Below are 22,619 nucleotides of genomic sequence, written 5' to 3' on the forward strand. Positions count from 1 at the left end.
TTAAAACAGCGATTGATCTAGTTACTATTAATAAAGTAATAAGGAATAAAATTAAAAGATCTTGAGAGCTTATTATATAATGGGCATTTTTAATTCATATTGTAGGGACTATAGTAGTTTAAGTCAACATACTATATACAGTTTTTATGTCAAATTGTGTAAATCCTTTGGCAATCAAAAATTGTTTTACTTTTTGTTTTTGTTGATTATCACAAGGGTCGATAAATTTAAACTTTTTTAACAATTGTTGATGCGCAATTTCTGACCAATTGATATCCGCTGTATTTAATAGTTCTCGACTAAGATCAGATGACAATCCTCGTTGCTTTAATTCTAAACTAATTTTGTATTTTCCATAACCTTTATTAGCACGCATAGCAATATATTTTTCAATATATTGTTTATCATCCATCCAACGTTGATTAGTACAATAGGTGATGACATCTGCTATTTCTGTTTTTAATTGGCTTAATTGCTCTGGAAAATCATCTTCTGAGCAGGTTATTTTTTTGCTGAAAAACAAAGTTAGTTTTCTGGTTAGCTCACATGATGAGTGATCACGCTGTGCAAGTAATTGCACAGCTTTATTTAAGATTAATTTATTTAGTTTTTTTTCCATTACTCAAAACTTTCATCTTCTGTTGAAATATCTTCATCATCAGCAGAGAAAACCGCAGGACTATTTAATAATAAATCGCGTAATTTAGTTTCAAGCTCTTTGGCGATTTCTGGATGTTCTTGTAAAAACTTAATTGAATTCGCTTTACCTTGACCTACTTTTTCGCCATTGTAGCTGTACCATGCTCCGGCTTTATCTACTAATTTATGTTTAACACCTAAATCGATCAATTCGCTTTCTTTAGAGATACCGCATCCGTAAAGAATTTGGAATTCTGCTTGTCTAAATGGTGCGGCTACTTTGTTTTTAACTACTTTAACTCGAGTATCGCTTCCAATAACATCTTCACCTTCTTTTACTGCACCAATACGACGGATATCTAAACGCACAGATGCATAGAATTTTAAGGCGTTACCACCGGTAGTTGTTTCTGGATTACCAAACATCACACCTATTTTCATACGAATTTGGTTAATGAAAACAACAAGGCAATTGGCATTTTTGATATTAGCGGTTAATTTACGTAAAGCTTGGGACATTAAACGTGCTTGTAATCCCATATGAGAATCGCCCATTTCTCCTTCAATTTCTGCTTTTGGTGTTAATGCCGCAACCGAATCGACAATAATCACATCAACAGCACCAGAACGAACTAATGCATCACAAATTTCAAGTGCTTGTTCACCAGTATCAGGCTGAGAAACTAATAAATCATCAACTTGTACGCCTAACTTGGCTGCATAGATTGGATCTAAGGCATGTTCAGCATCGATAAATGCACAGGTTTTACCTTCTTTTTGTGCTTGCGCAATAACTGATAATGTTAATGTTGTTTTACCTGATGACTCTGGTCCAAAGATTTCAACGATTCTTCCCATTGGTAAGCCACCGATACCTAAAGCAATGTCTAACCCTAAAGAACCTGTTGAAACTGCGTCAACATCTAACGTTTGAGTATCGCCTAAACGCATGATTGAACCTTTACCAAATTGTTTTTCGATTTGGCTTAATGCTGCAGAAAGTGCTCGTTGTTTGTTTTCATTCATATAATAAAATTCCAATAAGTAAGGATATTGGATGACATTATACTGTATTGTTATACAGTATCAAGTTTTTTTTATAAACATTTATAAAATTGTTAATTCTGTGAAATTGTTCACAAAATTTATTAATTCTTTTCAGTAATTCCTTATTATCCAGAAGAAAAAACTATTTTCTTATTTAAAAAAAAAGGATTATAAAAGAACTGCTTTAAGAGGAGAGCTTAATCAAATTAAGCTAATTTAAAGAGGTAATACTTTCATAAAAAAAGACCATTTGATATGATGAACATCAAAAGTAAATTATAGTCATTATTGGTGTATCAAATTAATTGCCTCACAATATAACTTTACCATCATTGACAGTTTTCGATATCAAAATATTATGCTAATCATAAATATCTTTACCGCTTAGAATATAATCAAACGAAGGAATATAATGATCACCGATAAACAAGATTATGTACTATGTTCTCATTGTGATTTGGTCATCGAATTAGCTGATGTGGCAATCGGCCACAAAGCTATTTGTCCTCGCTGTAATACGACATTATTTAAAAATAATATCAATATGAAGTTTAGAGCAGCAATGTATGCGTGTTGCTCGATAATTATGTTGATTGTTGCTTGTGGTGTGGTTTTTATTGATATTAATTTAGTGGGTAATGTCAATGGGGTAAGTGTGTTAGATATCCCCAAAATCCTTTTTTTTGATAATTATAGTTATATTTCGGCGCTATTTGTTTTATTTGTACTAATCTTTCCATTGCTCAATTTGTCTATTATTGCTTTACTCTGTTCAAAGATTAAGTTAACCAAATACCGAAAACGAGATTTACTGATTGTTTATGAAAAATTTCAACATTGGTGTATGCCTGAAATATTCTTAACCGGTGTATTAGTTAGTTTCGTAAAACTAATGAGTTATGGCAGTATTGGTGTGACTAGCACATTTTGGGCATTTTGTTTATTCGTATTCTTCTATATTAAAGCCTTAGTTATATTTACACCTGGCAAAATTTGGAATGAAATTCATCGAAATAATTTTGCACTAAAACCATTAGAAGTTGCCATGACGGGGATTAGTCAAAATATAAAATTATGTCATTGTTGCCATGCAATTGTTCCCGTTGAGTATACTAAATGCCCAAGATGTAAACAAAAAAGTCAAGTAAGAGAGCGGGATAAAATACAGTGGACCATTGCACTTTTAGTGACGTCATTAATTATTTATATTCCAGCTAATTTATTTGGAATCATGATAACAGTGGTATTTGGCTCAGCGTCAACTTCGACTATTATGGATGGCGTTATTTATATGTGGCAAGCAGGTGATGTACCAGTCGCGTTAGTTATTTTTGCAGCAAGTGTAGTTATCCCAATTTTAAAAATAATTTCACTTAGCTGGCTGTGTTATTTTGCGTTAGCTGTAAAAGATAAGAATAAACATAATTGTTTAAAAATGAAGAAATTATATAATGCGGTAGAATTTATTGGTAAATGGTCAATGATAGATATCTTTGTGGTTTCTGTAGTTTGTTCTTTAGTTAGAAATCAACAAATGATGGGAGTTTACCCAGATATTGGCGTGTGTTTTTTTGCCACTGTCGTTATCATTACGATGATTGCATCCCAAAAATTTGATCCACGATTGCTTTGGGACAGAACGCCAACTCGAAAATGAAATATAGGAATATTATGGCAAACTCAAGTAAAATAGCAAAAATAATTAAAATCAGAGCAATCTCTGCAATATGGATTATTCCTATAATTACAGCTATTGTTGGCTTATGGATAATCTATGCCCATTTTGCAGATCGCGGCACTACCTTTACTTTAATTGCCAATGATGCAAATGGCATTATTGCGGGTAAAACAGTAATAAAAAATCGTAGCGTAGATGTCGGTATTGTTGATGAAGTGACATTATCTGATGATTACCAAAAAGTTGTCATAAAAGGTCGTATCTATAATGATATGGAACCATTATTAAAAAATGATTCAATATTTTGGGTGGTTAAACCCGAAATTGGCCGGGATGGCGTAACTGGTCTTGGTACCATTTTATCTGGGGTATATATTGAATTGGCCTCAGGCAATGATACCCATAGTTTTAAAAACAATCCATTTATTCTATCTGATAATCCTCCGTTATCTGATCCGAGTATCAAAGGAATTCGTTTAAACTTAGAAAGTGATCAAAGTGGTGTTGTTCCTCGTGGCGCCAAAGTGATGTTTCGTGGTTATCATGTAGGTAATGTTGAAACATCGCAATTTAATGTTGATGCTCGTAAAATGAAGTATCAAGTTTTTATTACCAAACCTTATGATGCTTTAGTTACCGAAAATGTGCGGTTTTGGAAAGAGGGGGGGATCAATTTATCATTATCTTCGCGGGGTGCAAGCCTTGATGTTCCTTCTTTAGATGTCTTAATGTCAGGAGGAATAAGTTTTGATTTACCGGATGGCGCTAAATTAGGTCAACCAGCCAAGCAACATGATGTCTATAAATTATATGAAGATAAAAAATCGATTCAAGATTCACAATATACTGAATATAAAGAATTCTTAATTATGATTACTGACTCAATTTCGGGATTAATCGAAGGAGCACCAGTTGAATATCATGGCATAAGATTAGGTACAGTAAGTAAAGTACCGTTTTACACTGCCGAAATGTTAAAAGAAAAATCAATACTAAATCAAAAAGTACCAATATTAATTAGAATTGAGCCTGACCGTTTATCTGAATTAGTTGACGATAAGATCGATATCGCGGCTTTAATAATGGAAGAGCAAAAAAATGGCTTAAGGGCATCATTAAAAACATCAAATCTGTTTACTGGGGCGTTATTTATTGATTTAGATTTCTATCCGGAATTAAAGTCTAAATATGATAAAAAATTGGCTAATCAATACGGTTATAATATTATCCAAACTACATCAACAGGATTTGCACAAATACAAGCAAAAATCCTGCAGTTATTAGATAATTTTAATAATCTGCCGTTGAATAGTACTATAACCCAATTTAATAAATCTTTAGAATCAAGTGAACGATTAATGCAATCTTTAAATCAAATTATGGCAAGTAAAGAGATGCAAAATATGCCCAAAGATTTACAGAAAGCTATTCGTTCTTTAAACGAGACTATGAAAGGATTACAACCGGGTTCACAACTGAATACTCAAATGAATGAAAGCTTACAAAAAATTCAGCAAATGATGGATGAATTGACCCCTTTACTTAATACACTAAATAATAAGAGTAATGCATTGATCTTTTCAGCGCCAAATAAAAAAGATCAAGAACCAAAAGCCAGAGGTAATAAATAATGTTTAAATTAATTCAAAGCCTACAAATTATGCTATTGATGACATTATTCAGTGCAATAATTGGTTGTTCATCTGATGTACCGAATAAAAGCTATTTTCAATTGACCAGTAATTTGGCTAACCATGGTTCAACGATGACGCAATCTACTCATTATTTTATTTGGATTGAGTCGATTGAAGTGGCCGATTTTTTAAATAAATCAGGAATTGTTTTGCAAACCGATGATATAAAATATACCACGGCAACTAATCATCTATGGGTATCGGCATTATCTCAACAACTTGCCGAACGATTATCACAAGATTTAACGCAAATTATGCCTAATTATCTGGTATCGACAAATTCAATTACCACGCCATCATTAACGGTTAAACTTTTTATTGATGGTTTCCATGGCAATTATAATGGTGATGCGATAATAACCGGTCGTTGGGTTATGACAGATAAGAGCGGTAAAATTGTTACTAAAGTTATTAAACGGCAAATTCCGCTTACAACAAATGGTTATGATGCTTTGGTAAAAGCCCTGTCCCAAGGCTGGCAAGATGAAGAGCTAGACTTTGCAAATTCAATTAAACATTAATTGTTATTAAACATTCCGTCAAAAGAGTGACGGAATGTTCTCGGTGCTCAATTGCAGATCACAATAACTGTTGTTTCAATTTATTCAATAACTGATTTTCAATCTCAACCCAACCTCGTACACTATTAATAAACGCTATTTTATCGGCTTGTAAAATATCTTTTTTGATAATCTTTTTCTCGATGAGTTGGTGATTATTCAAATAATGCTGTCGCATCGTACCAGCAAGCAATCCAGAGGTAATCGCTGGTGTTAGCCACTTATCATTAATGAGTAATGCAATATTACCATTTACAAACTCGGTAATTTCATCATATTGATTATAATTGATATATTCTTGACCTGCGGCTAATTGAGGAAAATGTTGGCGATTAGTTGTTTTATGATAAAGAAAAACATTTTCCTTATCGACACATGTTGCTGCCCAAGCAAGTTTATCAATTACTATTGGATTGGTAAGTAAATCGATACTAATTTCCGGTTGTCCATTTTTAGGTTGTAGCAATCTAATTTTATATTTTCCTGAAAAATGAGTTTTTGCCAAATCGGTTAACTTCTGTTTGATGGCTTGAACATTACATGCAAAATCAAAATAGGTTGCTGAAGCCAATAATCTGTCTAAATGCATATCCAGTAGAACCAACTTGCCATCTTCAAGTAATAACGTTTCAATAATATATTTAGGTATAGATAACGTTCTATTTAAGATAGCTGTTTTGGCTATAATCTCATTATATTCATCATCGGCGGTTGAATCCCATGTAATGCCACCCCCGACGCCATAATTCAACTGTTGATTATGGATAGTCAAAGTACGTATTGGAATATTAAAAACTGCCTTTTTCATAGATGGTTCAACATAACCAATTGTGCCACAATAAACACCGCGCGTTGAGTTTTCAATATTACTAATAATTTGCATGGTACTTGATTTAGGAGCACCAGTAATTGAACCGCATGGAAAAAGCGCTTGAAATATTTGATATAAATTCACATTTTCTTTTAAGTTTCCTTGAATAGTCGAGGTGAGCTGCCAAACTGTTGGATATTTTTCTGCGGTAAATAAATGTGGAACAGTTACCGAACCGGGCTTTGAAATTTTGCTTAAATCATTACGAAGTAAATCAACAATCATCATATTTTCAGCCAGATTTTTCTCTGACATTAACAACTTTATTTGTTGTTTATCTTGGTTGGTATTTAAGCCTCGAGTTACTGTTCCTTTCATCGGTTTAGTCGAGATAGTTCTATCTTCTAATTTAAAAAATAATTCCGGAGAGATAGATAAAATATGATAATTTTCAAATTCAATATAAGCACAGTAATTAGCTCGATTATTTTTTTGTAGAAAATGATAATAATCTTTAGGATTGCCATTAAATGGTGCATTGAATTGAATGGTAAAGTTGGTTTGATAAGTATTACCTGATTCGATTTGGGCGCGAATATAACTAATTTTTTGTTGATATTCATCAATATTGGTGTCGCTAGACAACTTCAAAGATTGCGGTATATATTGTTCATTATTGGATATCGTCGTATAGTCTTCAAAAATACCAAATAACAGCAAAGGTAAATCCTGATTTGACGTTGGGAGTATTTTGGTTTTATTTGACTCGTTAAAGCCCATAGCGCTTTCATAAGCAAGGTAACCGCAAGCGTAGTAACCTTGTTGTATGAATGCTTCTATCTCCTCAATATCTTTTTTTATTGTGCAATGATCAGATGACTTTATAATTTTTATTGGATCACAAAAATATTTATGTTGCCCTTCAAAATCAAAATAAATTTTCATGTTCACTACTCGCTAACAAAATTGCTAATCATTTTTAAACCAAACTCTGTTTTAATTGCTTCAGGATGGAATTGCACTGATTCAATCGGAAGTGTCATATGACGCAATCCCATAATTAATCCTTGCTTATTAGTCGCGGTGACTATTAATGGTGATTGCTTTGCTGAATTTTCTACAATTAACGAATGATATCTTACAACCGACAAAGGATTTTTAATTCCAGCAAATAATCCTTGCTCATCATGAATAATTTCATCAACTTTGCCATGCATTGGTATAGGTGCTTTAACTATTTTGCAGCCAAAATATTGCGCAATCGCTTGATGGCCTAAACAGATCCCTAGTATTGGACAATGCTTCGCAAAGGTTTGAATCGCTGACAACGATATTCCAGCATTTTCTGGCCGGCCTGGTCCCGGAGAAATTACCATTTTAGAGAATGATAATTGCTTTAGTTCATCAATAGATTTTTCATCATTTTTGATGACCATAACATCGGCACCAGTACGGCAAAGGTAGTCATAGATATTAAAAGTAAAAGAATCGTAATTATCAATTAGTAGAATCAAAATTATATCCAATCTTATTCTTTAAAAGCAGTCTAGATGAGAAATGTGACCGATGATTCTATTATAAAAAGGCATAGCACATAAAGTAATTTATACCTAGGGTGTCAAAAACCTTACTCCCCAACTTTTTTAAATTTTGCGAAATTGGCTTTTTGAAGATAAGTTAAGCAAAAAATTTAATTTTAGGGATCGAAATTATAAATAAAACTGGATATACTTGTATGGCAGATTAATTATAATTATTTTTTGTTACCTAATATATAAGAGAAATTCAATGAAAATCGTAAAAGCGGAAGTTTTCGTGTGTAGTCCAGGAAGGAACTTTGTCACATTAAAAATCACTACAGATTCAGGCGTATATGGAGTTGGTGATGCGACACTCAACGGACGAGAGTTATCTGTCGCATCATACCTCAAAGATCATCTTTGCCCACAACTAATCGGTCGAGATGCTAGTCAAATAGAAGATATCTTTCAATATTTTTATAAAGGAGCTTATTGGCGTCGTGGGCCGGTGACTATGTCGGCGATATCGGCCATCGATATGGCGCTATGGGATATCAAAGGCAAAGTCGCCAATATGCCACTTTATCAATTATTGGGTGGAGCTTCACGTACAGGTGTGATGGTTTATTGCCATACTACCGGTAAGGATATTGAAGAAGCGCTAGATGATTATGCTAAACATAAAGAGATGGGCTTCAAAGCCATTCGCGTTCAATGTGGTATACCGGGAATGAAGACCACATACGGTCAAAGTAAAGGTAAAAATTTAGCTTATGAGCCGGCTACTCGAGGTAACTATCCAGAAGAGCAATTTTGGGCAACCGACAAATATCTTGATTTCACACCAAAATTATTTGAGGCAGTAAGAAATAAATTTGGTTTTAACGAGCATTTATTACATGACATGCACCACCGTTTAACGCCAATTGAAGCTGCGCGTTTTGGTAAAAGTATCGAAGATTATCGTCTATTTTGGATGGAAGACCCAACACCAGCGGAAAACCAAGAGTGCTTCCGTTTAATTCGCCAACATACCGTCACGCCAATAGCGGTTGGTGAAGTATTTAACAGTATTTGGGACTGTAAACAGTTAATTGAAGAGCAACTTATTGATTACATCCGAACCACCATAACCCATGCAGGTGGCATCACGCATATGCGTCGAATTGCCGATTTTGCCGCACTTTATCAAGTTAGAACCGGCTCACACGGGCCATCAGATTTATCACCAATCTGTCATGCAGCGGCACTTCACTTTGATATGTGGGTACCTAACTTCGGGGTGCAAGAGTTTATGGGTTATTCCGAACAGATGTTAGAAGTTTTCTCGCCTAACTGGACCTTCACTGATGGTTATATGCATCCAAGTGATAAACCAGGTTTAGGAATCGATTTTGATGAAAAACTGGCAGCAAAATATCCATATAACCCTGCTTATTTGCCAATCGCGCGTTTAGAAGATGGCACTTTGTGGAATTGGTAAAATTTGCTAAAACAAATATTGCTTTAAACTAATAGATATAGATAACCGTTTTACATGTGTAATGTAAAACGGTTATTTTTTTCACTTGATCATTGTTTTCTTAATCTTGTGGTAGATTAAAACTACCTGAGGGAATAAACAATTATATCCAATGTTGGTGTAACTATTTATAACTATGGACGATATCAAACTGTCAGCTGTTTTTATGTCCATTATCTACTTTTAACTCTCTAGTGATCAACAACATATAAGCTTACTGCAAATTAAGTAATTTATACGATTTTATTTTTAATTCTACAATTATTAATACCTTTTCTAGTAAAAGTGTCGTGTTGATTCAATACGACACTTTTTTATCTATAACCGTCACATCAATATTAATCTTGATAAATTTATTTAAGGTTAATTCAATAACATTATGATAATTATTAATTTTATTAGATTGTTTGTCATTTTTGCCATCTATGTCGAGAACATCGGCTAATCCGTAATTTTTTGCGATATTTTTTGGTAATGTGATCTTACTCACAAAAACATACTAATCTACTTGTATGGTAGTATTTAATCGTTTAATTTGATGCCGCATAAATCATAAATGAGGTATTCAATGAAAATCGTAAAAGCAGAAGTTTTTGTGTGTAGTCCAGGAAGGAACTTTGTCACATTAAAAATCACTACAGATTCAGGCGTATATGGAGTTGGTGATGCGACACTCAACGGACGAGAGTTATCTGTCGCATCATATCTCAAAGATCATCTTTGCCCACAACTAATCGGTCGAGATGCTAGTCAAATAGAAGATATCTTTCAATATTTTTATAAAGGAGCTTATTGGCGTCGTGGCCCGGTGACCATGTCGGCGATATCGGCCATCGATATGGCGCTATGGGATATCAAAGGCAAAGTCGCCAATATGCCACTTTATCAATTATTGGGTGGAGCTTCACGTACCGGTGTGATGGTTTATTGCCATACTACCGGTAAGGATATTGAAGAAGCGCTAGATGATTATGCTAAACATAAAGAGATGGGCTTCAAAGCCATTCGCGTTCAATGTGGTATACCGGGAATGAAGACCACATACGGTCAAAGTAAAGGTAAAAATTTAGCTTACGAACCGGCTACTCGAGGTAACTATCCAGAAGAGCAATTTTGGGCAACGGATAAATATCTTGATTTCACACCCAAATTATTTGAGGCAGTAAGAAATAAATTTGGTTTTAACGAGCATTTATTGCATGACATGCACCACCGTTTAACGCCAATTGAAGCAGCGCGTTTTGGTAAAAGTATCGAAGATTATCGCCTATTTTGGATGGAAGACCCAACACCAGCGGAAAACCAAGAGTGCTTCCGTTTAATTCGCCAACATACCGTCACGCCAATAGCGGTTGGTGAAGTATTTAACAGTATTTGGGACTGTAAACAGTTAATTGAAGAGCAACTTATTGATTACATCCGAACCACCATAACCCATGCAGGTGGCATCACGCATATGCGTCGAATTGCCGATTTTGCCGCACTTTATCAAGTTAGAACCGGCTCACACGGGCCATCAGATTTATCACCAATCTGTCATGCAGCGGCACTTCACTTTGATATGTGGGTACCTAACTTTGGGGTGCAAGAGTTTATGGGTTATTCCGAACAGATGTTAGAAGTTTTCTCGCCTAACTGGACCTTCACTGATGGTTATATGCATCCAAGTGATAAACCAGGTTTAGGAATCGATTTTGATGAAAAACTGGCAGCAAAATATCCATATAACCCTGCTTATTTGCCAATCGCGCGTTTAGAAGATGGCACTTTGTGGAATTGGTAAATTATTAAAGGAGCATATATGAAAAGTATCGTTGTTAAAAAACCAAATGAACTAGTAATCGAAGAACGTGAAGTTCCTCAACCAGCCAAAGGCGAAGTCAGAGTCAAAGTAAAACTAGCTGGTATATGTGGTTCAGATAGTCATATCTATCGTGGACATAATCCATTTGCAAAATATCCAAGAGTAATTGGACATGAATTTTTTGGCATTATTGACGAGGTTGGTGAAGGCGTCGATCGTTCAAGAATTGGTGAACGGGTTTCGATTGATCCGGTAATTAGCTGTGGATGTTGTTACCCTTGTTCGGTGGGTCGACCTAATGTTTGTTCATCGCTAACTGTTTTGGGGGTTCATCGTGATGGTGGCTTTAGTCAATATACAACAGTCCCAAGTAACAATGCCTATACAATTCCTGATGACATCTGTGATGAATTTGCTGTAATGATTGAACCATTCACTATCGCCGCTAATGCAACAGGTCACCTAAAACCGACAACAGATGATATTGCATTAATTTATGGTGCAGGTCCAATGGGGCTAACGTCGGTACAAGCACTAAAAGGTGTTTATCAAGTAAAACAAGTTATTGTTGTCGATCGGATTGATGAGCGTTTAGCTATGGCACAAACAAGCGGTGCAGATCTCGTCATCAATAATTCACAACTTTCATTAAAGGATGAATTAGAAAAACGCAATATTAAACCAACGATTATTATCGATGCGGCATGTCATCCAACAATTTTATCAGAAGCAATTGCTATTGCCTCTCCGGCGGCAAGAATCCTGATAATGGGCTTTTCTAGTGATCCTTGTCAAATTACCCAACAAGGAATAACCAGTAAAGAGTTATCTATTTTTTCTTCCCGATTAAATGCCAATAAATTTCCAGTGGTTATCGAATGGTTGAAGAAAAAAATGATCGACCCACAAAAGTTAATCACACATCAATTTGATTATACACAAGTAGTTCAAGCCATTGAAACCTTTGAAAAAGATCAGAAACAGTGTTGTAAGGTTCTATTAACCTTTAGTTAACACAGAATAAATCTGGTGAATAACTTTTTAGATAAAATATTAAAAGAGAGAAAAGTATGAATGTTATAGGAAATAAGAATGAAAGGGATACTTCGGATTTAGTTAAAGCCGCAGTATCTGGCTGGCTGGGAACCGCTTTAGAATTTATGGATTTTCAATTGTACTCTTTAGGGGCGGCATTAGTTTTCCATGAAATTTTCTTTCCAGAACAATCAGCAATTATGGCATTGATTTTAGCTATGGGGACTTATGGTGCCGGTTATGTGGCTCGAATCGTTGGCGCTTTTGTTTTTGGTCGCATGGGTGATGCAATTGGTCGTAAAAAAGTACTATTTATTACTATCACTATGATGGGGATATGTACCACGCTTATTGGTGTATTACCAACTTATGCGCAAGTAGGAATTTTGGCACCATTGATGTTGGTTGTTTTACGTATCATCCAAGGATTAGGAGCTGGTGCTGAAATTTCAGGGGCAGGAACGATGCTTGCTGAATATGCACCAAAAGGCAAAAGGGGAATAATTTCTTCATTAGTCGCAATGGGGACTAACTGTGGCACACTAAGTGCAACAGCAATATGGGCATTTATGTTCTTTTTATTAGATAAAGATCAATTAGTTGCCTGGGGATGGCGTGTTCCATTTATTGCAAGCGTGGTGGTTATGATTTTTGCAATTTGGTTACGAATGAATTTAAAAGAAAGCCCAGTATTTGATGAAGTCAATGATACGGATGAGCCAAAAAATAATAATAAAGCCACAAAACATATCTCATTAATTGAAATGTTTAAAAGTAAATCATTTTGGTTAGCCACCGGATTACGGTTTGGTCAAGCTGGAAACTCTGGTTTAATCCAAACTTTTTTAGCGGGATATTTAGTACAAGCATTATTATTCAATAAAAGTATTCCGACCGATGCAATCATGTTTAGCTCAATTGTTGGGTTCTTAACAATTCCTTTTTTAGGTTGGTTATCTGATAAGATCGGTCGAAGAATTCCTTATATTGTATTGACTTTGTCGGCAATTGTACTTGCCTATCCAATGTTATCTATCATTGTCGATATAAATCATTCTGTAAATACTATTACATTATGTTTGATTCTCATTCATAATATTGCCGTTTTAGGTTTATTTGCCCTTGAAAACATTACTATGGCCGAAATGTTCGGTGCTCGTAATCGATTCACGCAAATGGCAATATCTAAAGAAGCAGGAGGTTTAATTGCAGTAGGATTTGGCCCAATTTTGGCTGGAATTTTCTGTAAAATGGTTGATGATTGGTGGCCAATTGTGGCTATGATTATTGTTTACTCTTGTATTGGTCTTGTTTCGGCGATTCTTATGCCGGAGGTAAAAGACCGTGATTTAGCTGACCTAAATGACGCAGCAGATAGTAAAAATTAAACGGAAAAAATAATGAGATTATCAAATCAAACTTTATCACAACTACCTAAAGAGGTAGTTGTTCCAACTTATGATAGAAGCAAAATTAAAACCAAAATTGTCCATCTTGGTTTTGGGGCATTTCATCGTGCTCATCAAGCAGTCTTTGCAGATGTATTGGCTGAAGAGCATGATAGCGATTGGGGATATTGTGAAGTTAATTTGATTGGTGGTGAAGCACAAATCCAAGATTTAAAAGAACAAGATTGTTTATTCAGTGTATGTGAAATGTCCTATGATAACTGGAATACTCGTGTTGTAGGCGTTGCAAAAGAAGCATTACATGCAGATATTGATGGAATACAAAAAGTCTTAGATGTGATGACCCGTCCAGAAATTGCGATTGTGTCAATAACGGTAACCGAAAAAGGCTATTGTTATCTGCCATCGACTGCATCAATTGATACCAATAATCCATTAATTAGTCATGATATTGCCAATCCTCATGCGCCTAAATCCGTTCCGGGTGTCATTGTTGAGGCGTTACGTTTACGTAAAGAGCAGGGATTAAAACCTTTCACGGTTATGTCTTGTGACAATATGCCTGAAAATGGCCATGTTACTCGTAATGTTGTTTTAGCACTGGCTAAACAGCGAGATCCTAATCTAGCTCAATGGATTGAAGATAATGTGACTTTTCCATCAACGATGGTTGATCGAATTGTCCCTGCGGCAACGCCTGAAACGATGGTTAAAATAAAAAAACAACTTGGTGGAATTGATGATCCAGCAGGTATTGCCGGTGAACCATTTAGACAATGGGTGATTGAAGACAATTTTGTGGCTGGTCGACCTCAATGGCAGAAAGCTGGGGCAGAACTCGTTGGTGATGTTTTGCCTTATGAAGAGATGAAATTACGCATGTTAAATGGTAGTCATTCATTTTTTGCTTATTTAGGTTATTTAGCCGGTTATTTGCATATTGATGAATGTATGCAGGATCCCAATTATGTTAAAGCAGCTAGACATTTAATGTTAAATGAACAAGCAACTACCTTACGAGTAAAAGATGTTGATTTGTCTGCTTATGCAGATTCATTACTCGATCGTTATCGAAACACCGGTTTAAAACATCGTACATGGCAAATCGCCATGGATGGTACTTTAAAATTGCCACAACGTATGCTTGATTCTATTCGTTATCACTTAGCTGACAATACCTCATTTGATTGTCTTGCTTTAGGGGTAGCTGCTTGGATGCGTTATGTTAGTGGGGTAGATGACGCGGGTAATTCAATTGATGTTAGCGATCCATCAATCAGCAAAATAAAAGAGCTGGTTGCTAATAGTGCCGATGACGAAAATAGAGTAAAAGCACTATTATCTCTAACTCATGTATTTGGTAATGAGTTAGCAAATAATCCGCTTTTCGTTGAAAAGGTTACGACAGCGTATCTTTCTTTACGAGATGTCGGCGCTAAAAAGACAGTTGAAAAATTAATTCAACTTTTTTAAAGCTATCAAGATAATTTAGTATAGTTAATAACCAAGGTGTAATAGTGCTATTTAGCAATTACACCTTTTATACGCCCTATTGACGTTATTTGATATATAGACTATTTTTTAAAAATACTTTTCTTATATTTAAAAATCACCTACTATTCACATCAATACAATTGATTATACAAGAATAGGATATGTTTAAACTTATCGAATTAAATATTTCAGAGCCCGTTAATCAACAAGTTTATCGTACATTAAGAAGAGCGATTATTACTTGTCAGGTTTTGCCTGGCATTTTACTTTCTGAAAAAGATATTTCTACGCAATTTAATGTATCACGCCAACCAGTTCGTGAAGCCTTTATCAAATTAGCTGAAGCCGGGTTGGTTAAAATTCTTCCGCAACGAGGGACATTTGTAACCAAAATATCGGTTAAAAAAGTGATTGATGGTCAGTTTATTCGTGAAGCAGTTGAATGTGCAATTATTAAACGTGCTGCACAAGAAATTAGTGATGCTGATCTGTTATTGCTCGAACAAAATCTCAAAGAACAGATTGATGCTAATAAGCGTAAAGATATTCGTTATTTTCTAGAAAAAGATGATGAATTCCACCAAATTTTAATGAATGTTGTTGATTGTCCAATGGCGTGGGAAACCGTCGAAAATATTAAAGCAATGATGGATAGAGTGAGATATTTAACTTTAGAAGATATTTCTCCTCCCGAAGACTTGGTTAAACAACATGAAAAAATCGTTATCGCACTAAAAAAACATGATCCTGAAATGGCTGCTCTTGCGCTTCATGAGCATTTATCGACAATTTTAAAAACGATAAAATTAGTCTCTCAGCAACATAATGAGTGGTTTGTTGATTAACTTATAACCAATCAAAGCAAACTTATTAACGAATTTATTTTGTAACATCAAATTTAATCAATTTAAATCAATTAATTGCGTTTTTAATTTGAATAAACAAAATAAAGGGGCGAAAAACAGGCTATTTTCAAGGTCGAGACTTTCGTTTTTTTGCCATCAACATGCTGATAAACAAGCATCAATAAGTAATGTTAAAAATAAAAATGATGTTGAGGTTAAGTTAGTCGTTAAGCAGAAAATTGATTAAATTATTTATATACAATATGTTAGTAGATTATTGTTTATATAATCACAAATCATTTCTAACATTACTTTTAATAGCAAAGTTAAGGGAATAAGATAATTAATTTGTTAATTTGCAACTGATTCAATTTTTCATCAAATTTAATTAATTCTTTTTTATATTCATCTAGCCTTGTATTGCAAAAAAATTTAATCGATTAAAGTGAAACTACATTTTTTAGTTGATAGTTATTCCTTTACAGTACAGGTAAAAAATAATAGTAAATAGTGATTTGTAGTTGTAGGCGTTTCAGTTTTATTGAATTTATTAGAGCACATCAAACTTTTTAAATGTCATAACAAATTTTAAATGTAACCATTTATCACTAATCAAGCATTTTTATAATTGAGCTATTGTCATTTAATTTTAGCGAAATTATTTACTCACCCAAAATAGTTACTTCGACTCTCAAAAAATCAATTTGACTTAACGAATCTTTACAGACTAAATCCTATAATTGAACTACTATATAGCTGTTTAGAAGTTCAATATAATAATGGTAAATAAAATGATGTATGTCAGAAGGTTATCAGTTATTGTAGTAAGCTTTATCATTCCAGTAAAAGTAATCGCAAGCGGATTACAACCTACTGAGCAGGACAAAAAAATCAGTAATCAACAATTGATTTATCAACAAGAACGACTAAAAGCAACTGAAGATGTGTTATCGTCTAAAATGCCTAATGTTAGTTTATGGTCAGCAACTAAAAAAATAAAAAATATTGAATTTCCTCAAGAAGAGATTTGTTTTCCAATTTATAAAGTGGATTTATTAAAAAGAGAGGATTTTCCTTTTTTTGTGCCACTCAATTCATTGGCTAAGCAAGCTGAAGGACTTTGTTTAGGGAGTCAAGGTTTAAATTTATTAATGATTGAATTGCAAAATCAATTAATAAGTTTTGGATATATTACATCTAGAGTAGTTGCCCCAGATCAGGACCTTTCAACTGGAATATTTTCTTTAGTATTACTGAAAGGTACAGTCGGTAAGATTTGTTATTCACAAGATAGTGATACCCATTCAAGCCTCGCGACTAACATACCGTTAAAAAAAGGAGATTTATTAAATTTACGTTCTTTAGAACAGGGGCTCGAAAATTTACAACGTGTTTCAAGTTCTGTTGCCAATATCGAGTTAGTTGCTACGGAAAAAGAAGGGGAAACCGATGTTATCATTAAACGACAACAATCGAAGTATTGGCGTTTATCGGCTTCTATTGATGATTCAGGTACTAAAGATACTGGACGGTACCAAGGTGGATTGACCTTTTTTTTAGACAATCCACTAGGCTTGAGTGATTCATTTTATCTTTCTGGTGGCCATGATTTAGAAGGTAAATCAAAATACGGATCTAGAAACTATCTTTTCTCCTATTCAGTTCCATATGGTTACTGGCTAGTTAATGCGTCAATCTACGGAAATACTTATCATCAAAAGATAGCCGGTATTTATGACTATCAATATAAGGGGCGCAGTAAATATTATAATTTCCAAGTAAGTCGAGTGATACATCGCAATGAATCACAAAAAACGCTACTGAGTTATGGTATTAATACTCGAGAATCACGTAACTACTTAAATGATATCGAACTTGAAATACAACATAGAAAAACAACTAATTGGCAGCTTGGCTTACAACATAGCCACAACATTAATGATACAAACCTTGATATTGGTATTTGGTATCAAAAAGGAGTGCGTTGGTTTAATGCTGAAAAAGCTCCTGAAGAACATGCGAATATTGGAAGTGCCTTGACGGATATTTTTAATTTTGATCTATCTCTTTATGCACCATTTAATTTAAAAGAACAGAATTTTGCTTATAGTTTTGATCTTCGAGGACAATTAACACGTAAAAATAAATTAACCGCTCCTGACCGTTTTTCTATTGGTAGTCGTTGGACTGTTCGTGGATTCGATGGTGAGGAGATGCTAAGTGCCGATAATGGCTGGTACATACGTAATGAATTAGATTGGCAAATACCGACAAATCAACAATTATATCTCGGATTAGATGCCGGACAGGTTTCAGGAGGAAATTCAGAAATGCTATTGGGCAAAAGATTAATAGGTTCAGCTTTGGGAATACGAGGTAAGCAACTTGGCATTTACTATGATTTATTTGCCGGTGTACCTTTACATAAACCCGATAAATTCGAAACAAATCATTTAACATTAGGTTTTTATTTAAATTGGACTTATTAGTTACTTGATAAATAAAGTCAAATAGATATTAGGTAATGGAGATTCTATCTATTTGTTTTACTCTAGTTTTTATAATAATAGTTATATTTTTATTTAAAAATATACATTATTCGCAAAAATTTATAGGAAAAGTAACATTTTATATTCAATAATTGATGATTAATAATTAATCCTGTCATTGAATTAAAGTTTAATAGTAAGTGGCTTTTGGTAGTTTTTAATATTTATTAGTATCGCGAAGTTTATACAATTGAACAGAATGATTTTTATATTATAAATGATATAAAAAGGGCGCTATTAAGTTCAAACATATCTGTATTAACAATATGTTTAAATTAATAAACCAAAAAAGGAAGCTATGTTTTATCTTTATTCTGACAGGAAGTTAAGTATATTTAATTATACATCACGCCTTTTTATTATTATTCAAATCATTAGCAAAAAACTTCACCTTAAATATAAATGCCAAGTCATGACAGTGAATCAACAATAATCTATCAAAATGAGCATAATAATATCGGTATAAAGCATTACGATTATTTTATTAATTAGCAATCAATTTTGAATTTTATTAATGATTTTAATTTGTTGTAAATCAGTAGTGGTATTAAATGAAGTAATTAATAAGTATTGAACTTTACTCCTTAAAGAGTAAGAACTAATGAAAGGTAAAAACTATGAATAAAAATTTATATCGAATTATATTTAATAAAGCTCGTGGGTTATTAGTTGTTGTTTCAGAAAAAGCTAAATCTCATCATATGATTTCTAGTAGTAATCAAAAAATAAAAGGTGATAAGGTTTTACATAGCAAGAAGACAGGCACATTAAAGCAGTTAGTTTTTCTAACCTATGTTGCTCTAGGTATGATTAGTGTAGTTGAAACCAGTTTTGCTGGTGGAATAGTTGTTGATCAAAGTAGCAATCAAAATCAACGCCCGACTATTCATGAGTTAGGAAACGGTACAACCCAAGTTGATATTGCCTCACCAACCAGAGGTGGTGTTTCTCATAATAAATTTACCCAATTTGATGTTGCAAAAGATGGCGTTATTCTTAACAACTCCGCTTCAAGCTCAAACACTCAGCTAGCAGGCAACATTAAAGGTAACCAATACCTGCAAAGTAGTGCTAAAGTCATTTTGAATGAAGTTAACTCTAAAAATCCAAGCCAATTAAATGGTTATATTGAAGTTGCCGGACAAAAAGCTCAAGTTGTTGTCGCTAATGCAGCTGGCATCACTTGTAATGGCTGTGGGTTTATTAATGCCAATCGTGCCACATTAACGACCGGTAAACCGATTATTGAAAATGGTGAGTTAAAAGGTTATGAAGTACAGAATGGAAAGATCGAAATTGCAGGTAGAGGTTACCGCAGTTCTGAACAAAATTATACCGATTTAATTGCTCGTACTGTATCGATTAATGCCGGTTTATGGACAGATAATGATTTAAATATTGTAACAGGTAAAAATAAAGTCAATGTTGATTTAACCAGAATTGAAAAAAACGGTGCGGATAGTGTTTCTGGTCGCCCCGAATTTGGTTTAGATGTATCTGCGTTAGGTGGTATGTATGCAGGAAAAATAAAAATGGTTGGTACGGAATTAGGCGTAGGTGTTCGTAACCAAGGAAAGATATGGACAAATGCTGGAGCAATTCAAATTTCATCTGAAGGGAAAATTTCTAACCACAATTCAATAAGTTCTGTAAATGATATTGTGATTAAAAGTGAAAACGGTATTGAAAATCACGGCAATATTGAAAGCAAAAAAAATATTACATTTACAAGCCGAAAAGAAACGAAAAATGTTGGATCGATAAAAGCTAAAGATGATATTAGTTTTAGTGCTGGTGAGTGGACAGGTAATGATGGCCAAATCACGGCTGATAAAACTATTTATGCTACAGGTGAAAATTTTACCAATGGCGCAACAGGTAAAGTTTATGCTCGTGATATGAATTTAAAAACGAACTTAGTTCGAAACCAAGGTAATTTAACCGCAACTAATAATATTGATATTAAATCTAGAACAGTTTCTAATTTATCGACCATGTCTGCCGGTGAAAATATCAAAATTCAAAGTGAGTTATTAGATAATAGTTTTAATCCAGGCACAATTATTGAAGCTAAAAATATTACTTTAGACGGTGATTATTTTAAAAATTATGGTGAGGTAAATGCAACAGATAATTTAATTGTTCGTCAAACTAAGGTTGCAAACTACAATCGTCTTGCAAGTGTTAATAAACTGGAAGTTAATGCTAAAGAAATTTACAACAGTTATGGTTCTAATGATGGAAGTCGAAAAGGCGGTGTCATTAGTAGTAATGATGTCAGCGTTAAAACCGATAAGCTAGAAAATGGCAATATTATAAATGCAAATAAACAACTAGATATTGTTTCTCACTATGTTGAAAACTATAAGAATCTAACTGCTGGAGAACAATTAAATTTAAATGTTGAATCATTAAATAATGATTGGAATGGAGAAATCATAGCTAAAGATATTAATATTCAATCTATTGATATTAAAAATGATGGGAAATTGCATAGTCGTAATCAACAAAAAATTGATGCTGGTAAGCTTATAAATCAAGGAATAGTAACATCTGATAATAATTTTATTGCTAACATTGATAATCTTGAAAATCGTAATAACGCTATTATTCAAGCTAAAAATGTTTCCTTAAAAGGCGATAACTTAATCAATACGGCAGAAATTTCTGCCAACGATTTACTCAGTATAAATGTCAAATTAATATCGAACCAAAAGACATTGTCAAGTTCTCGCACTGTTGATATCAACAGTGATACCTTAAAAAATGACCTAAGTGCAGAAATTCTTTCTGATAATTTAATCGTTCTTAGAGGTAATTACATTACTAATTTAGGTGATATAAAATCTAAAAATGTTATCAAAATTAATGCTGACAAGGAATTTTATAATCGTGGTTGGAATGTAGTAAATAGTGTAGTTACTGGCCTAGTGCAAGGTGAAGATGTGAATATTATTGCTGCCAAAGTAAGTAATGAAGGACAGCTAACTGGTTGGAATTACATTAGAATAAAGGATGATTATTTTATCAATAATTGGAATGGTAAAATAAATGGTAATAACATTAATATAAATAGTTACAGTTTTGATAATTATGGTTTGGTCAAAGCTAAAGATAATGTGAATATTGATGCAACTAACGTATATAATGCTACTTCAATGATATCTGATTATCTTTTTACATTAAACGCTCTTGGTACTTTCAAGAACGATACCAATGCGCAAATAGTTGCTAATTGGCAAGCTGATTTTAGTGGTACCAATATTGATAATTTTGGCAAAATAACAACAGGTCACGCGATAAATATCAATGCTACGAAAATCTATAATAATGGGCTATTGTCGTCAAACATACATTTAAGATTAACTGGTGATAAATTTACTAATGATTATGCTGGTACCGTATCTACTGAAACCGTGACGGCCAATGTTGGTTATTTTAACAATTTAGGAAATATTCGTGGCACGATAGTAAATCCATAATAATAAATATTGTTATATTAATTTAAACATTAATTGTTAATAACTATTTGTACTGTTAAAAGATTCTAACTTTTATCATGATCAGTGATGAAATGTTTAGAATCTTTTTTATTTTTAAATTTATCATCATTAATTTGATTCTTTTAATTAAGCATTTAATGTACTATTAATTTAATTATAGAATAAATGAAGGTATTAAATATGCTAAAGCAGCTGCAAATCAATGTTAGTGGCGTTGTACAAGGTGTAGGTTTTCGTTTTTTTACCTATCAGCAGGCAAATAAATTAGGTTTAGTCGGTACGGTAAAAAATTTGTCTAATGGTGATGTTGAAATTATTGTTCAAGGTGAAGATATTGCGTTAGAGAAAATGTTGCACTGGTTAGAAGCGGGAGGACCGCGATCTGCAACTATTACTCATATTCGCGTTAATCAAGTAGTTATTGATACTAATTTAACCTCTTTCAATATTGGATATTGATCTAAACAATAGATTAATTTCAGCAAAATTATCATAATAAAGCTAAGCTA

The 22,619-nt window shown here is 33.6% G+C and carries 17 protein-coding genes; 12 read left to right on the forward strand and 5 right to left on the reverse strand.

Annotated elements, in window-relative coordinates:
- Positions 1-118: 118 nt before the first annotated feature.
- The gene (locus tag DKK70_RS03430; protein WP_110432741.1) at positions 119-619 is read right to left on the reverse strand and encodes a regulatory protein RecX; all 501 of its coding nucleotides are present in this window, start codon (positions 617-619) and stop codon (positions 119-121) included.
- Positions 619-1,665, reverse strand: a complete 1,047-nt coding sequence (gene recA, locus DKK70_RS03435; protein ID WP_110422730.1) for a recombinase RecA — start codon at positions 1,663-1,665, stop codon at positions 619-621. The genes DKK70_RS03430 and recA overlap by 1 nt, the downstream gene beginning before the upstream one ends.
- A 433-nt stretch (positions 1,666-2,098) precedes the next feature.
- Here recA and DKK70_RS03440 point away from each other — a divergent pair, with 433 nt between their 5' ends.
- The 3 genes from DKK70_RS03440 to DKK70_RS03450 are packed head-to-tail and all read left to right on the forward strand — an operon-like array spanning position 2,099 to position 5,579.
- Entirely contained in the window at positions 2,099-3,343 is a 1,245-nt protein-coding gene (locus DKK70_RS03440) for a PqiA/YebS family transporter subunit (protein ID WP_110432742.1), read from the forward strand.
- Between the two features lie 14 nt (positions 3,344-3,357).
- Positions 3,358-4,995 (forward strand): intermembrane transport protein PqiB, encoded by a 1,638-nt coding sequence (gene pqiB, locus DKK70_RS03445; RefSeq protein ID WP_110432743.1) that lies wholly within the window; start codon positions 3,358-3,360, stop codon positions 4,993-4,995.
- A complete protein-coding gene (locus DKK70_RS03450) occupies positions 4,995-5,579 on the forward strand; it encodes an ABC-type transport auxiliary lipoprotein family protein (RefSeq protein WP_110432744.1) in 585 nt (194 codons plus the stop codon). The genes pqiB and DKK70_RS03450 overlap by 1 nt, the downstream gene beginning before the upstream one ends.
- Positions 5,580-5,637: 58 nt before the next feature.
- Here the strand turns inward: DKK70_RS03450 and pabB are convergent, their stop codons facing one another.
- Complete coding sequence (pabB, locus tag DKK70_RS03455; protein WP_110432745.1) at positions 5,638-7,374, reverse strand: aminodeoxychorismate synthase component I; 1,737 nt, start codon at positions 7,372-7,374, stop codon at positions 5,638-5,640.
- Between the two features lie 5 nt (positions 7,375-7,379).
- The gene (locus DKK70_RS03460; protein WP_110432746.1) at positions 7,380-7,943 is read right to left on the reverse strand and encodes an anthranilate synthase component II; all 564 of its coding nucleotides are present in this window, start codon (positions 7,941-7,943) and stop codon (positions 7,380-7,382) included.
- A 274-nt stretch (positions 7,944-8,217) separates the two neighbouring features.
- On the opposite strand from DKK70_RS03460, the gene manD (DKK70_RS03465) reads away from it, so the two are divergent.
- Positions 8,218-9,432: a D-mannonate dehydratase ManD gene (gene manD, locus DKK70_RS03465; RefSeq protein ID WP_110432747.1), complete on the forward strand. Its 1,215-nt coding sequence runs from the start codon at positions 8,218-8,220 to the stop codon at positions 9,430-9,432.
- A gap of 337 nt (positions 9,433-9,769) precedes the next feature.
- On the opposite strand, the gene DKK70_RS03470 is transcribed toward manD (DKK70_RS03465), so the two are convergent.
- Positions 9,770-9,961 (reverse strand): hypothetical protein, encoded by a 192-nt coding sequence (locus DKK70_RS03470; RefSeq protein ID WP_110432748.1) that lies wholly within the window; start codon positions 9,959-9,961, stop codon positions 9,770-9,772.
- A gap of 78 nt (positions 9,962-10,039) precedes the next feature.
- On the opposite strand from DKK70_RS03470, the gene manD (DKK70_RS03475) reads away from it, so the two are divergent.
- From manD (DKK70_RS03475) to yccX, 8 genes are all read left to right on the forward strand, one after another.
- Positions 10,040-11,254, forward strand: a complete 1,215-nt coding sequence (gene manD / locus DKK70_RS03475) for a D-mannonate dehydratase ManD (protein WP_110432747.1) — start codon at positions 10,040-10,042, stop codon at positions 11,252-11,254.
- Between the two features lie 18 nt (positions 11,255-11,272).
- Entirely contained in the window at positions 11,273-12,289 is a 1,017-nt protein-coding gene (locus DKK70_RS03480; protein WP_110432749.1) for a Zn-dependent oxidoreductase, read from the forward strand.
- A 56-nt stretch (positions 12,290-12,345) separates the two neighbouring features.
- Complete coding sequence (locus DKK70_RS03485; protein ID WP_110432750.1) at positions 12,346-13,698, forward strand: MFS transporter; 1,353 nt, start codon at positions 12,346-12,348, stop codon at positions 13,696-13,698.
- 12 nt (positions 13,699-13,710) lie between these two features.
- The gene (locus DKK70_RS03490) at positions 13,711-15,192 is read left to right on the forward strand and encodes a mannitol dehydrogenase family protein (RefSeq protein ID WP_110432751.1); all 1,482 of its coding nucleotides are present in this window, start codon (positions 13,711-13,713) and stop codon (positions 15,190-15,192) included.
- A 182-nt stretch (positions 15,193-15,374) separates the two neighbouring features.
- A complete protein-coding gene (locus tag DKK70_RS03495; RefSeq protein ID WP_110432752.1) occupies positions 15,375-16,058 on the forward strand; it encodes a GntR family transcriptional regulator in 684 nt (227 codons plus the stop codon).
- 791 nt (positions 16,059-16,849) lie between these two features.
- Positions 16,850-18,547 carry a ShlB/FhaC/HecB family hemolysin secretion/activation protein gene (locus tag DKK70_RS03500; RefSeq protein ID WP_181415898.1) on the forward strand — a complete coding sequence of 566 codons (1,698 nt, stop codon included), beginning with the start codon at positions 16,850-16,852 and terminating at the stop codon, positions 18,545-18,547.
- A 677-nt stretch (positions 18,548-19,224) separates the two neighbouring features.
- Complete coding sequence (locus DKK70_RS03505) at positions 19,225-22,089, forward strand: two-partner secretion domain-containing protein (RefSeq protein WP_110432837.1); 2,865 nt, start codon at positions 19,225-19,227, stop codon at positions 22,087-22,089.
- Between the two features lie 201 nt (positions 22,090-22,290).
- A complete protein-coding gene (gene yccX / locus DKK70_RS03510; protein WP_110432754.1) occupies positions 22,291-22,569 on the forward strand; it encodes an acylphosphatase in 279 nt (92 codons plus the stop codon).
- The last annotated feature ends 50 nt before the right edge of the window (positions 22,570-22,619 follow it).

The organism is Gilliamella apicola (genome assembly GCF_003202655.1).
GTDB classification, from domain to species: domain Bacteria; phylum Pseudomonadota; class Gammaproteobacteria; order Enterobacterales; family Orbaceae; genus Gilliamella; species Gilliamella apicola_R.

What these genes read in the sequence shown, in the direction of transcription:
- DKK70_RS03430 (WP_110432741.1), bottom strand. Translation starts at nt 619, where the DNA reads ATGGAAAAAAAACTAAATAAATTAATCTTAAATAAAGCTGTGCAATTA.
- recA (WP_110422730.1), bottom strand. Translation starts at nt 1,665, where the DNA reads ATGAATGAAAACAAACAACGAGCACTTTCTGCAGCATTAAGCCAAATC.
- DKK70_RS03440 (WP_110432742.1), top strand. Translation starts at nt 2,099, where the DNA reads ATGATCACCGATAAACAAGATTATGTACTATGTTCTCATTGTGATTTG.
- pqiB (WP_110432743.1), top strand. Translation starts at nt 3,358, where the DNA reads ATGGCAAACTCAAGTAAAATAGCAAAAATAATTAAAATCAGAGCAATC.
- DKK70_RS03450 (WP_110432744.1), top strand. Translation starts at nt 4,995, where the DNA reads ATGTTTAAATTAATTCAAAGCCTACAAATTATGCTATTGATGACATTA.
- pabB (WP_110432745.1), bottom strand. Translation starts at nt 7,374, where the DNA reads ATGAAAATTTATTTTGATTTTGAAGGGCAACATAAATATTTTTGTGAT.
- manD (WP_110432747.1), top strand. Translation starts at nt 8,218, where the DNA reads ATGAAAATCGTAAAAGCGGAAGTTTTCGTGTGTAGTCCAGGAAGGAAC.
- manD (WP_110432747.1), top strand. Translation starts at nt 10,040, where the DNA reads ATGAAAATCGTAAAAGCAGAAGTTTTTGTGTGTAGTCCAGGAAGGAAC.
- DKK70_RS03480 (WP_110432749.1), top strand. Translation starts at nt 11,273, where the DNA reads ATGAAAAGTATCGTTGTTAAAAAACCAAATGAACTAGTAATCGAAGAA.
- DKK70_RS03485 (WP_110432750.1), top strand. Translation starts at nt 12,346, where the DNA reads ATGAATGTTATAGGAAATAAGAATGAAAGGGATACTTCGGATTTAGTT.
- DKK70_RS03490 (WP_110432751.1), top strand. Translation starts at nt 13,711, where the DNA reads ATGAGATTATCAAATCAAACTTTATCACAACTACCTAAAGAGGTAGTT.
- DKK70_RS03495 (WP_110432752.1), top strand. Translation starts at nt 15,375, where the DNA reads ATGTTTAAACTTATCGAATTAAATATTTCAGAGCCCGTTAATCAACAA.
- DKK70_RS03500 (WP_181415898.1), top strand. Translation starts at nt 16,850, where the DNA reads ATGATGTATGTCAGAAGGTTATCAGTTATTGTAGTAAGCTTTATCATT.
- DKK70_RS03505 (WP_110432837.1), top strand. Translation starts at nt 19,225, where the DNA reads ATGAATAAAAATTTATATCGAATTATATTTAATAAAGCTCGTGGGTTA.
- yccX (WP_110432754.1), top strand. Translation starts at nt 22,291, where the DNA reads ATGCTAAAGCAGCTGCAAATCAATGTTAGTGGCGTTGTACAAGGTGTA.